The sequence below is a fragment of the Longimicrobium sp. genome, from assembly GCF_036399255.1.
Taxonomy (GTDB): Bacteria; Gemmatimonadota; Gemmatimonadetes; order Longimicrobiales; family Longimicrobiaceae; genus Longimicrobium.
Window position 1 is genome coordinate 15,069 of the sequence record NZ_DASWNM010000028.1, and the last position, 12,366, is coordinate 27,434.

The 12,366-nt window shown below is 70.7% G+C and carries 9 protein-coding genes; 3 read left to right on the plus strand and 6 right to left on the minus strand.

What is annotated here, in order from left to right; translation table 11 throughout:
* Positions 1–11: 11 nt before the first annotated feature.
* On the minus strand, positions 12–185 hold the full coding sequence (locus VGC13_RS05085; RefSeq protein WP_331124132.1) for a hypothetical protein: 174 nt from the start codon (positions 183–185) through the stop codon (positions 12–14).
* A 664-nt stretch (positions 186–849) separates the two neighbouring features.
* Between VGC13_RS05085 and VGC13_RS05090 the strand changes: the two genes are divergently transcribed.
* From VGC13_RS05090 to VGC13_RS05100, 3 genes are all read left to right on the plus strand, one after another.
* Positions 850–2,163: a S8 family peptidase gene (locus tag VGC13_RS05090; protein ID WP_331124133.1), complete on the plus strand. Its 1,314-nt coding sequence runs from the start codon at positions 850–852 to the stop codon at positions 2,161–2,163.
* A 256-nt stretch (positions 2,164–2,419) separates the two neighbouring features.
* On the plus strand, positions 2,420–3,718 hold the full coding sequence (locus VGC13_RS05095; RefSeq protein ID WP_331124134.1) for a class I SAM-dependent methyltransferase: 1,299 nt from the start codon (positions 2,420–2,422) through the stop codon (positions 3,716–3,718).
* The gene (locus VGC13_RS05100; RefSeq protein WP_331124135.1) at positions 3,715–4,491 is read left to right on the plus strand and encodes a glutamate racemase; all 777 of its coding nucleotides are present in this window, start codon (positions 3,715–3,717) and stop codon (positions 4,489–4,491) included. The genes VGC13_RS05095 and VGC13_RS05100 overlap by 4 nt, the downstream gene beginning before the upstream one ends.
* A gap of 267 nt (positions 4,492–4,758) precedes the next feature.
* Here the strand turns inward: VGC13_RS05100 and guaB are convergent, their stop codons facing one another.
* The 5 genes from guaB to VGC13_RS05125 all read right to left on the minus strand — a co-directional run bounded on the left by guaB (position 4,759) and on the right by VGC13_RS05125 (position 12,346).
* The gene (gene guaB, locus VGC13_RS05105; protein WP_331124136.1) at positions 4,759–6,234 is read right to left on the minus strand and encodes an IMP dehydrogenase; all 1,476 of its coding nucleotides are present in this window, start codon (positions 6,232–6,234) and stop codon (positions 4,759–4,761) included.
* A gap of 131 nt (positions 6,235–6,365) precedes the next feature.
* Positions 6,366–6,938, minus strand: coding sequence for a GAF domain-containing protein (locus tag VGC13_RS05110; RefSeq protein ID WP_331124137.1), 573 nt, complete (start codon positions 6,936–6,938; stop codon positions 6,366–6,368).
* 789 nt (positions 6,939–7,727) lie between these two features.
* A complete protein-coding gene (locus VGC13_RS05115; RefSeq protein WP_331124138.1) occupies positions 7,728–10,166 on the minus strand; it encodes a polysaccharide biosynthesis tyrosine autokinase in 2,439 nt (812 codons plus the stop codon).
* 42 nt (positions 10,167–10,208) lie between these two features.
* Positions 10,209–11,210, minus strand: a complete 1,002-nt coding sequence (locus VGC13_RS05120; RefSeq protein ID WP_331124139.1) for a GDP-L-fucose synthase — start codon at positions 11,208–11,210, stop codon at positions 10,209–10,211.
* 26 nt (positions 11,211–11,236) lie between these two features.
* Entirely contained in the window at positions 11,237–12,346 is a 1,110-nt protein-coding gene (locus tag VGC13_RS05125; RefSeq protein WP_331124140.1) for a glycosyltransferase, read from the minus strand.
* Between the last annotated feature and the right edge of the window lie 20 nt (positions 12,347–12,366).

Consider the following 12,366-nt stretch of genomic DNA (forward strand, 5'->3'; position numbering starts at 1 on the left):
CGGTGTTTCCGTCAGTCCGTGGGAGTCTTGGCCCTCGTGAACAGCATCACCAGCACCAGGACGATGGCGACGATGCCCAGGAAGTACGCGAAGTACAGCTGTCCGAAGAAGGCGAACACGATCGCGACCAGCACCGCCGCGACGATCAGGATGATCTTCAGGGGGGATGCGCCTCGATTGTCCATTCGCGCCGGCTCCGTCCGAGGTGAAGAGTAGGTTTTGCCGGCACGCGGGTGCAAGGGGCAGGCCTTGGGTGAGGCAGAGGGTGAACGGGTGAACGGGTGAACGGGTGAACGGGTGAACGGGTGAACGGGTGAACGGGTGAACGGGTGAACGGGTGAACGGGTGAACGGGTGAACGGGTGAACGGGTGAACGTGCGCGTGTAGACGGAGGCGAGGGTGGAAAGCACGAAAAAGTACTGCGGTACGCGCAAGGGGTGGAGCCGACGACGAGGTGCATTCACGAAACAGAATGGAATGCTTGCCTATATAAGTGTCTTTAACTGATACAGGCAGCGGAATCGTGTCTCTTCCTTCGGTTTGACGAGCTACGAAAATCCGGACGCGCCTTCGATTGTAGCATTTCCGCCACATTGGTGGATGAGACACGGGATCTGGACTCCAGCACAATCCGCGGAATGGTGCTACCCGTGACCCATTATGGTGCAGGCTGAACCAGGATGGTGCAGGTGGGGATCTGCACCTCGACCGTTTATTTGCCTGGAATAGAACAACTTGAGGTCCGTAAAGGGGTGGGCACACGGGTTGCCTCTGCCTGTGTCACGGAACGGGCGCTCCCTATTGGACGCCGCGTTCTTCACCCCCCACTCCCCTGTTTGGAGGATCCACATGTTCCAACCCCGCATGGCAGCCGCCGCGCTGCTCGCACTGGGCCTGGCCGCGTGCTCGGACCAGCCCTCCGCACCCTCCGGCGAAGCGCGCCCCGAGCCCCTCGCGCTTCAGCAGCGGCAGGACGAGGTCGTTCCCGGCGAAATCCTGGTGAAGATGAAGGACGGCATCTCGCTGACCGAGCTCACGGGCCGCACCCCCGGCCTGCGCCTGGAGCGGCGGCTGGCGGAGCGCAGCCGCATCGCGGTGCTGGGCGTGGCGCGCGGCCAGGAGCGCGCCGAGGCGGCCCGCCTGTCGGCCGACCCGCGCGTGGAGTACGCCGAGCCCAACTACGTCCGCCGCATCAACGCCATCAATCCCGCGCTGTGGGCGTTCTACAACCCCGGCGGCCTGCAGGCGCAGTTCAACACGTCTCCCTACGGCTACCTGCCGTCCGGGTACACGTCCATCACCGACGCCGACCAGGACAACATCGAGGGGATCGCCGTCGGAGGCGCGCAGGTGGTCATCGGCAGCCTGGACACCGGCGCCGACACCGACCACCCGGAGATCGCGGCCAACCTGATCCTGGGCTGGGACTGGGCCAACGGCGACGCGCTGCCGGAGGACGACAACGGCCACGGCACGCACACCATCGGCACCATGGTGGGCGCCACCGTGGGCGTGGCCGGCGTGACGGGCGCGGGCACCAACGTAAAGGTGTACGTGCAGAAGGTGTGCACCGCGACCGGCAGCTGCCCCACGGCCAACATCGTGAACGCGATCTACGCCGCCGCGGACTACCCCGGCATGGTAGCCATGAACCTGAGCCTGAGCGGCCCCAGCATCTCCACGGCCGAGGTGAACGCCATCAACTACGCCGTGAACACCAAGGGCGTGCTGGTGATCGCCTCGGCGGGCAACGGCAACACCAGCACGGTGGGATGCCCGGCGTGCAACGTGAACTCCATCTCCGTCTCGGCCACCAACTGGCGTGACGCCCGCGCGTACTACTCGCAGTACGGCTCCGGGCTGGACATCTCGGCGCCCGGTGGCGAGCTGTACAGCAACACCACCAACGTCATGGGCATCTACAGCGCCTACCTGGCCGGCGGATACGCGTACCTGCAGGGCACGTCCATGGCCGCGCCGCAGGTCACGGGAGCCGCCGGCGTGGTGGCCTCCGTAACGGGCCTGACCGGCGCCTCGCTGCGTGCCCGGCTGCAGAACACGGCCGACGACAAGGGCGCGCTGGGCTACGATGTCGTCTTTGGCAACGGCCGGCTGAACGTGTACCGCGCCATCACCAACTCGACGCTGGCCTACCCGCTGTAACCGGTGGCTGGCTGATGGAACAACGGGGCTCCGCCACCCTCGGCGGAGCCCCGCTCCCGTTCCTGCCCCGTCACCCCTCCCCCGCGGTTTGGGGGATCGGCCGCCGCCGCGAGGAACAAGGGAAAGGCCCGGCCGGGGGAGAGGACCCGGCGGACAGCGAAAAGCTGGTAGGGAGAGGCGCGGGGTGACTACATTTGGATTCGCAGGTGCCGTTCATCCCGTCTGCTCCGTTGTTCCTCAACCATATGCCGGCATCATGATCCTGATTCTTTATACCACGCAGTATCGCGAGGGCGGAGAGAAGTTCGCGCGGGCGGCGCGGACGCTGGCGGACGACAAGCGCCGGCAGCATCCCGGCGCCACCGTCCGCGCCGTCGCGGTGGAGAGCAAGGCGGACGTGGTGGCGCAGTTCCGCGCGGCCCGGGAGGACGGGACGCCGATCGCCGAGCTGCACTTCATCGGGCACAGCGGGATGTACGGGCCCATGTTCCGCACGCGGGCCATCCCCGAGCAGTTCAGCCCGCACGAGTGGCGCACCCTGGACGTGCCCTTCGCGCCGGGCGCCAGCGCCTGGTTCCACGCCTGCCGCACCGCGCGGTGGTTCGCGCCCTTCTTCGCGCGAACCTTCGGGGTGCCCGCGTACGGCTACCACTGGTACACTACGGTGTCGCTGCGCCCGGACCGCTTTCGCTGGGAGCGGCTGGCCACGCGCCCCGATCCGCCGCTGTACGTGCTGGGCTGCCCCGGCCGCAAGTCGCACGGGGTGCTGGGCTCGCTCTCCAAGTACGCCACCGGCCGGGTGGAAGCCATGAAGCGCTTCGACCCCGCGCCGCCGGAGGGCGACCCCACCTACGACTCCGTGGCCGGCCTGTACGACGAGGTGTTCGAGGACATCACCGTGCGCCGGGACGAGTGGCGCTGGCTGAAGTCGCGGCTGCCGCGGGAGCCGGCGCGCGTTCTGGACGTGGGGTGCGGCAACGGCGCGCTTCTGCTGCAGATGCGGGGACGTCTGGCGCACGGCACCGGGGTGGACGCCTCGGCGGGGATGATCGAGCGGGCCCGAATGCGCGCGGCCGGGGCGCCCGACCTGGAGTTCGTCCGCATCGACGGCCCCGTGCTCCCCTTCCCCGACGCCTCGTTCGACGTGGTGACCTCGCTGCTCTCGTTCCGCTACCTGGACTGGGACCCGGTGATGAACGAGATCCGCCGCGTGCTGCGCCCCGGCGGCCGCGTGCTGATCGTGGACATGGTGACGGCGCCGGTGCGCTGGCGCGAGACGCCGCTGCTGCTGGCCAGCAAGGGGCGCGGCTACCTGCAGCGCTTTCGCGCCCGCGACTTCGCGCGGCGGCTGCGGCGGCTGGTGACGGACCCGCGCTGGCAGGCCATGCTGCGCTACAACCCCATCCGCGCCGAGCACGAGATGACCTGGTACCTGGAAAGCCGCTTTCCCGGGCGAAAGGTCGAAAAACTGAACGTGGGATGGAACGCGCGGGTGCTGGCCTTCGACAGCGGCCCGCTGCAGCCGGGGACCGTGGCGCCGCAGAGCTATCCGTGAAGCTGGCGGTCCTGGACTGGGGGATCGGCGGACTGGGGGTGTTCCGGCTGCTGGCGGCGCGGTACCCCGCCGTGCCCGTCGTCTATCTCTCCGACGCCGGCTTCACCCCGTACGGCAAGGTGCCGCGGCGTGCGCTGGCCGCGCGCGTGGACCACCTCGCTCGCCACCTGGCCCGCGCGCACGGCGCCGACCACGTGGTGCTCGCCTGCAACGCCGCCAGCACCGTGCTCCCCGACCTGGACGCGCCGCGCGACGGAGTAGCGGTGTGCGGCATCATCGCCCCCGCGCTCGCGGAGCTGGCGCGCAGGGCGCCCGCGCGCATCGGCGTGATCGGCGGGCGGCGCACGGTGCGCAACGGCGCGTACGGGCGCGCGCTGCGGGCCGCCGGCCACCACGTCCGCCAGCGGGTGGCGCAGCCGCTCTCCGCGCACGTCGAGGCCGGGCGCCTGGCCACCGAGGCGGTGCGCGGCGACGTAGCCTCCATCCTCGCGCCGCTGGGTGGCGTGGACGTGCTGGTGATGGCCTGCACGCATTATCCCGCGCTCGCCCCGCTGCTGCGCGAGCACTGCCCCCGCGCCGAGCTGTACGACCCCGCAAACGCCGCGCTCTCCCACGTGGCGCGCGAATGGCGCCTCGCCTCCGCGCCGTCGCCGGCGCCACCCGCGCATCGTTTCTTCACCACCGGCGACCCCGACGCCATGCGCCGTTCCGCGCGCCTTGCGTTCGGCCTGGAGCTGGACCGCATCGACCGTCTCCCCCTCTCCGGCGGCTGATACCGGATCCCGAACGCCCAACGCGTTTCCGACGAGCCCTCTCCCCCGCCGACTTCGCCGCTCGTTCCTCGCGGCGACCCCTCCCCCAACCCCGGGGGAGGGGTGCCGTTCCTCAACAATCGTGCATGCGAACAACCCCTCCCCCGCAGTTTGGGGGAGGGGTCGACCGCCGTCGCGAGGAACGAGCGAAAGGCCGGTCGGGGGAGAGGGCCCCGCGGGTCGGGAAAGCCCCGCCTCACCCCTTCACCCCTTCACCCCTTCACCGCATCACGAATGATAATTCGGCGCTTCGCGCGTGATCGTCACGTCATGCGGATGGCTCTCGCGCAGGCCCGCGCCGGTGATGCGCATGAACTGCGGCTCGCGGCGCAGCGTCTCGATGTCCGGTGCACCCAGGTACCCCATCCCGCTGCGCAGCCCGCCCGTCAGCTGGTACAGCGTGTCCGAAGCGGGGCCCTTGTACGGCACCCGCCCCTCGATCCCCTCGGGGACGAACTTGCGGGCGTCGCTCCCCTCCTGGAAGTAGCGGTCCGCCGAGCCCTCGCTCATGGCGCCCAGCGACCCCATCCCCCGCACGATCTTGAAGCGCCGGCCCTCCAGCAGAAAGCTCTCGCCCGGGCTCTCCTCCGTCCCCGCCAGCATCGACCCCATCATCACCGAGTGCGCGCCCGCCGCCAGCGCCTTGACGATGTCGCCGGAGTACTTGATGCCGCCGTCGGCGATCACCGGCACCCGCCCCGCGGCGCCCTCGACCGCGTCCAGCACCGCCGTAAGCTGCGGCACGCCGATCCCCGCCACCACGCGGGTGGTGCAGATGGAGCCCGGCCCCACCCCCACCTTTACCGCGTCCACCCCGCGCTCCACCAGCGCCTCGGCCGCCGACCTGGTGGCGATGTTGCCGCCGATGATCTGCGCGTCGGGAAACGCCTCGCGAATGCGCGACACCGCGTCCAGCACGCCCTCACTGTGCCCGTGGGCCGTGTCGACGATCAGCACGTCCACCCCCGCGTCCACCAGCGCCCGCGCGCGGTCCACGTCCTTCATGGACGCGCCCAGCGCCGCGCCCACCCGCAGGCGGCCGCGCTCGTCCTTGCAGGCGTTGGGGAACTGCTGGCGCTTGCGGATGTCCTTTACCGTCATCAGCCCGCGCAGCACCCCCTGCTCATCCACCACCGGCAGCTTTTCGATGCGGTGCTGGTGCAGGATGCGGCGCGCCTCCTCCATCGACGTGCCCACGGGCGCGGTGACCAGCCGGTCCTGCGGCGTCATCACCTCGTGCACGGGGCGCGAGCGGTCGGTTTCGAACTGCAGGTCGCGGTTGGTGATGATGCCCACCAGCAGCCCCTCGTCCACCACGGGAATGCCGCTGACGGCCGAGCGCTCCATCAGCCGCAGCACGTCGGCCAGCGTTTCGCGCGGGCCAATGGTGAACGGCGTGGCGATCATCCCGCTCTCCGACCGCTTTACCCGGTCCACCTCCTCGGCCTGCCGGTCGATGGACATGTTCTTGTGGATGATGCCGATCCCGCCCTCGCGCGCCATGGTGATCGCCATCCGGCTCTCGGTGACGGTGTCCATGGCGGCCGAGATCAGCGGAATGGCCAGCTCGATGCTGCGGGTGAGCATCGTGCGCAGGTCGGTCTGCCCGGGCAGCACCGCCGAGCGGCGCGGCACCAGCAGCACGTCGTCGAAGGTAAGGCCCTCGCCCACGAAGCGGGCCCCGGGCGCGTCCGGACGGTTCATCGTGCCTCCGTAATGCGGCGAGCCCGCCGGCCCTCGGCTCCCGGGCAGGGGAGGAGGTCGGCGGGCAACAGGGTCGTGCGTATGGTCTTCGGTCGTTCCATGGCGGAAGTTACGCCGTGGCCGCCACCCTGTCAACGCCGGGCGTCGCCGGCCTCCGCGCGGTCTTCGGGCGCCTCTTCGGGCTCCGGCTCGGGGGTCCACGCGCCGGCCACGAAGGCGCCCAGGTCGCCGCCGATCTGGTCGAACACGGGAAGCAGCGTCTGCACGGGGGCGCGCAGCAGGTCGGTAAAGAACTCCAGCACCCCCAGCACCTGCTCGCCGTGGCGCACGGGAAAGGCCACGGCGGCGTGCAGGCCGTCGGTGCGGGCGGCGGCGTGGTGGGGAAAGTTGGAGTCCTGCCCCACGTCCTCGATCCACAGCGTCTCGCCGGTGGTCCACACCTGGCCGGGCAGCCCCTCGCCGTACGCCAGCCGCATCTGCCGGGTCTCGGTGGCGAACACTGTGCCCTTGTGGATGCGGGCGGCCCACACGCACTGCGCCGCCACCGTGCCGTCGTCGGCCTCGGGGGCCCAGTACGCGCCCACCAGCCACCCCATGCTGTCGCCCACCGCCTCCAGCACGCGGGTGATGGCCTCGTCGCGCGACGAGGCGGTGCGCAGCACCTGGCGTACGGAACGGACCACCGGCAGGGACTCGTAAGGCATGATGCTGAGAACGGAGATGAAAGAGGAAACGGCCAGCCTTGCGGCATCCGCAACAATCTGGCCTTCCCGGCGCGTCCGCGCAAAGCCTCCGTCCCGTGATGCGGCGATGCACCCCGCGCACACACGCGGAACGGCCCTCCGCGGGGAGGGCCGTTCTGTTCTCGCGCGCAGAGATCCGGGTCGCTGACGGTTGAGCGCGGACAAAACCTGTCATTCTGAGGGAGGCGCCGCGCAGTGCTCTCCTCTCGCCCGGATGCATGGCGCCGACCGAAGAATCTTTGTCCGGAACGGCAGGATCTTTCCGTCACGATGTGTTCCCGGGCGATGCCCGGGAAAGGGTTCCGCGCGAGGGGAAGGAGATTCTTCGGTCGCGCCCACGGGCTCCGCGGTTTTCCCGGGAGCCCGGGGTGGGCGCTCCCTCAGAATGACAGGCGTTTCCCGGGACTTTGTTTGAACCAGACCTGACAAAACCTGTCATTCTGAGGGAGGCGCCGCCGAGTGCTCTCCCTTCGCCCGGGAGCGTGGCGCCGACCAAAGAATCTTTATCCGAAGCGGCAGGATCTTTCCGTCACGCGGGGTTCCCGGGCGGCGCCCGGGAAAGGGTTCAGCGCGAGGGGAAGGAGATTCTTCGGTCGCGCCAACGGGCTCCGCGGTTTTCCCGAGAGCCCGGGGTGGGCGCTTCCTCAGAATGACAGGTGTTTTCCCGGACTTGGTATCGAGGCGGCCCCGCGCGATCCCCTCCGATCGGCACTCACTCCTGGGCACTCGGCACTGGGCACTCCCCCCGCCCTACCCTACCGTCTGCTCCGTGTAGTAATCGTAGTAATACGCATACCGCCCGTACCCCGCGATCTTCTGGTCCGGGTCGTTCAGCACCGCGCCCACGATGCGCGCGCCCACGGCGCGCAGCTGCTGCATGGCGTAGACGGCGCTCTGGCGCTCCGTCTTGCCGGCGCGCACCACCACCAGCACCGCGTCGGCCTGCGCGCCCAGGATCTCGGCGTCGGCCGCGGCAAGGACGGGGGGCGTGTCGATGACGACCAGGTCGTACGCCGCGTTCAGCTCGCGCACCAGCCGGCCCATGGCCGCGCCGCCCAGCAGCTCCGACACGTGCGGCACCATCCGCCCCGCCGTGATCAGGTGCAGCCCCGGCACCGACGTCTGCCGCACCGCCTCGGAGATGGGCGCATCGTCCTCCAGCAGCTCGCTGAGCCCCGGCGTACGCGCCTGGCCGAAGAGCCCGTGCAGCCGCGGCCGGCGCAGGTCGCCGTCGATGATCACCACCCGCAGCCCCTGCTGCGCGAACGTGGTCGCCAGGTTGGCGCAGACCGTGGTCTTGCCCTCGCTGGCGGCGGCGCTGGTCACCATCAGCGTGCGCGGCGGCTGGCCTCCCTGGGAGAAAATCAGGTGCGTGCGCAGCTTGCGGTACGCCTGCGACCCGGCGGACTGCATCTCGCTCACCGTCACCAGCCCCGTCTCGGGCGGCGGTCCGCGGCGGGGAAGCAGCCGCCGCACGTCCAGCCTGCGCGCCGCCTGCATGGGCTCGCCCAGGCGCGGGATGACGGCGATCACCGGCACGCGCAGCATCGCCTCCGCATCTTCGCGGCGCACGATGGCGGTGTTCAGCCGGTCCAGCACCAGCGCGCCGCCCCCGCCGATCATCAACCCCACCAGCAGCGCGAACAGCAGCCGCCGCCTGGAGCCCGTCCCCACGGGCGTGCCGGGGACCAGCGCCCAGTCCACGATCTCCACCTGCCCCGCCTCGACCGCCTCGTCGATGCGCGCCTCCTGCTGCTGGCGGCGCATGTCGTCCACCATCTTCTGCAGCGTCTCCACCTCGCGCGACAGGCGCATCTCCTCGGCCTCGGCGTCGGGGAGGGCGCTGATGGCGGCGGCGTCGCTGGCCATCACCTGGTCCAGCACGCCGATCTGCGCGGCCAGCGCGTCGCTGCGCCCCTGCACCGCGCGCACCAGCCGGCCGCGGTAGGTGGAGATCAGCGAGTCCAGCCGCTGCACGTCGGGGTTGGTGTTGGCGCGCGACCAGCGGCCCGTGGTGGCGCTGTCGCGGGCGGTCTGGTACTGGATGAGCTGGTTGTACAGCGCCAGGATGCCGCTGTTCGACGCCACCTCCGGCGACGCGGCCAGGGCGGCGATCTGCTCGCTTCCCTCGCGCCCCCGGTCGCTGGACAGCTCGCGCGACATCTGGTCGTAGATGCTCTTTTCCGTGATCAGCGCCTGGCGCTGCAGGCGAAACTGCGTAAGCCCCTCTTCGGTGGTGCGGTAGCTTTCGCGCGGGCTGAACGAGCGCACGCCCTTGCGAAATGCGCTCAGCTGGTGCTGCGCCGTCAGCAGCAGCCGGTCGGTGCTGCGCAACTGCTCCTCGACGAACATGCGCCGGCGGCGGGACGTGGTCTGCGCCGAGCGCATGGACACGTCCTGGAACGCCGCGGCGGCGGCGTTGGCGGCGCGCTGCGCCAGGTGGGGGTCGTTCAGGGTGAACTGGATGTCCAGCACGTTCGTCATCTCGCGCTGCACCGGCACCATCGACCCGATCACCCACATCGCCGCGTCCTGCTCTTCCACCACCGTCATCCGCGCGATGCTCACGTCCGCCGGCCGCCGCGCAAAGGTCAGGCTGACGGTGCCCAGGTCCAGCGGCCGGCCGTACGGCGCCTGCGTCCGCACGCTTCCCAGCCGCCCCCGCACCCCGTTGGGCGCAAAGGCCAGGTGCAGCGTGTCGCCGGTGCGCGCGGCGGGCGAGACGCGCACGTCCGCCAGCTCCGCGTACGGAAAGCCCGTTCCCTGCGGCTGCAGGCGCAGGCCCAGCGAGTCGACGACCTGCTGCGCCACCGCGCGGCTGCGCAGCACCTGCACCTGGGAAAGGATGGGGTCCGTGTACCACCCCTGCAGCTGGTCCGACTGCCCCGTGCCGATCTCCCCCGCCAGCTCCTGCCGCGGGTTCACCAGCCGCACCGCGCTGCCGGCCGTAAAGCGCGGCGGCTCCTGGCTGATGCGGTACGCGGCGAAGCCCACCGAAACCAGCACGGCGGCCAGCACCAGCCACAGGTGGCGGCGCAGGGCGCCCAGGTACTCGCGCAGGGGAATGCCCTCGCCCGGCGCCGCCGTGGCGTCGGCCGCCTGCGGCTGCGAGTGCAGCAGCGGAAGCTGCGGGGTGCGGTGCCCCCCGTCGGGGTGCGGCGGGCGGGGCGTGGGAACGATGTCGGACAAGGGCACTGCCAGGAAGAGGGGTGGCGCGGGCGACCGGGCCCGCTACCCGGAAAGGCTGCTCAGGTACCAGTCCACCGTGCGCCGCAGCCCTTCGCGCATCCCCACGCGGGCCGTAAAGCCAAAGCGCTCGCGGGCGCGGCGGGTGTCCAGCGACCGGCGCGGCTGCCCGTCGGGCTGCGAGGGATCGAAGCCGATGCGCCCCTCGTACCCCACCAGCTGCGCGATGAGCCCGGCCAGCTCGGCGATGCGGATCTCGTTGCCGATCCCCACGTTGACGGGCTCGGCGCCGTCGTAGTGCTCGGCCGCCAGCACCAGCGCGCGGGCGGCGTCTTCCACGTACAGGAACTCGCGTGAGGCGTTCCCCGTCCCCCACACCGGCAGCTCCGCCAGCCCCCCGCGCCGCGCCTCGTCCATGCGGCGGATGAGCGCGGGGATCACGTGGCTGGTGCGCGGGTCGAAGTTGTCGCGCGGCCCGTACAGGTTGGTGGGAAGCACGTAGATGCCGTTCATCCCGTACTGCTGCCGGTACGCCTGCAGCTGCACCAGCAGCGCCTTCTTGGCGATGCCGTACGGGGCGTTGGTCTCTTCCGGGTACCCCGCCCACAGCTCCTCTTCGCGGAACGGGACGCGGGTGTACTTGGGATACGCGCAGACGGTCCCCACCTGGACGAACTTCTCGACCCCGGCCCGCCGCGCCTCCTCGATCATCATGGTGCCCATGATGGCGTTGGCGTAGAAGAAGCGGCCCGGGCTTTCGCGGTTGGCGCCGATGCCGCCCACCTCCGCCGCCAGGTGCATCACCAGCCCGGGGGTGGACTCGGCGTACAGCCGCTCCACGTCGGCCTGCCGGGTCAGGTCGTACTCCGCGCGGCGGGGGACGAACGGGTCGGCGCCCAGGGCGCGCAGCCGCTCCACCAGGTGCGAGCCCAGGAACCCGCCGCCGCCGGTCACCAGCACGCGGCGGCCCGCCCAGAACCGGGGCGAAGGCTCGCGCTCGGGGAATGCGGGGGGAACGGATGCCTCGGGGCCGTCGCTCGGGGTCATCGGCTCGGGAGTGGGGATGGGGTCCGTCAAGGGCTCACGGCGTTGCGGTACACGGCCAGCGTGTCGGCCACCATGCGGTCCAGGCTCAGCTCGCCGCGAATTCTTTGCTGCGCCGCGGCGCCGTAGCGCCCGCGCAGCGCCGGGTTGTCCAGCAGGCGGCGCAGCGCGGCGGCCAGGGCGTCCGGGTCTTCCGGGGGCACGGTGATCCCCGTCTCTCCGTCGCGCGAGACGAACGGGACGCCACTTTCGAGCCGCGTGTTTACGACCGGGGTGCCGGCGGCCATGGCCTCCAGCTGCACGATCCCGAACGCCTCGCTGCGGGCCACGGCCGGCAGCACGAACACGTCCGCCGCGTGGTACCACGGGGCCAGCTCCTGGACGGGCCCGGGAAACGCCACCCGGTCCCCGATTCCCAGCTCCGCGGCCAGCGCCTGCAGCGCGCCGCGCAGGGGCCCGTCGCCCAGAATCACCAACCGTCCTTCCACTGCTACCATCGCGCGTACAAGGTACTCAAACCCCTTGTAATACACCAGCCTACCCACACCCAGCACCAGTCTGGGGCCATACCGCGCGCGGATGTCCACCACGGCCTCCGCGTCCGCTCTCTCGAACTCCTCCGCGCGAATGCCGAAGGGGATGATCCGCACGCGGCCTCGGTGCTTTTGCAGCACGGGCGAGCTGCCGGCGTAGTCGGGCGAGGTGGCCAGGATGGCGTCCGCCCCGCGCAGGAATCTGTGCAGGATGGGCGAGAACACGGCGCCCAGCACGCGCTGGCGCACGATGTCGCTGTGGTAGGTGACCACCAGCGGCCCGCGCCGGCCGCTGGCCAGGTACGACAGCACGCCGGTGGGATTGGGATGATGAAAGTGCACCACGTCCGCGTTTGCCTCGCGGATGGCGCGCGCCATTCCCGGGTTGATGGACGCGGACGCCAGCGTCGCCGCCGTGCCGATGCGGGTCACGGGCACGCCGTCCACCGTCTCGCGTACCGTTTGCCGCGCATCGTTGGATACCAGCACCTGCACGTCCACCTCCGCCCGCAGCTCGCGGCAGAGGGTTTCCAGCGCGCTTTCCATCCCCCCGCGGTGCGGCGGATAGAACTTGCCGACGTGCAGCACGCGCAGCCGCCGGCTCATCGCCCATCCCCCAAAAGACA

Bases quoted from the DNA above. Each gene is read 5' to 3' on its own strand.
- VGC13_RS05095 (WP_331124134.1), top strand. From the start codon at position 2,420: ATGATCCTGATTCTTTATACCACGCAGTATCGCGAGGGCGGAGAGAAG.
- VGC13_RS05125 (WP_331124140.1), bottom strand. From the start codon at position 12,346: ATGAGCCGGCGGCTGCGCGTGCTGCACGTCGGCAAGTTCTATCCGCCG.
- VGC13_RS05120 (WP_331124139.1), bottom strand. From the start codon at position 11,210: ATGACCCCGAGCGACGGCCCCGAGGCATCCGTTCCCCCCGCATTCCCC.
- VGC13_RS05110 (WP_331124137.1), bottom strand. From the start codon at position 6,938: ATGCCTTACGAGTCCCTGCCGGTGGTCCGTTCCGTACGCCAGGTGCTG.
- guaB (WP_331124136.1), bottom strand. From the start codon at position 6,234: ATGAACCGTCCGGACGCGCCCGGGGCCCGCTTCGTGGGCGAGGGCCTT.
- VGC13_RS05090 (WP_331124133.1), top strand. From the start codon at position 850: ATGTTCCAACCCCGCATGGCAGCCGCCGCGCTGCTCGCACTGGGCCTG.
- VGC13_RS05085 (WP_331124132.1), bottom strand. From the start codon at position 185: ATGGACAATCGAGGCGCATCCCCCCTGAAGATCATCCTGATCGTCGCG.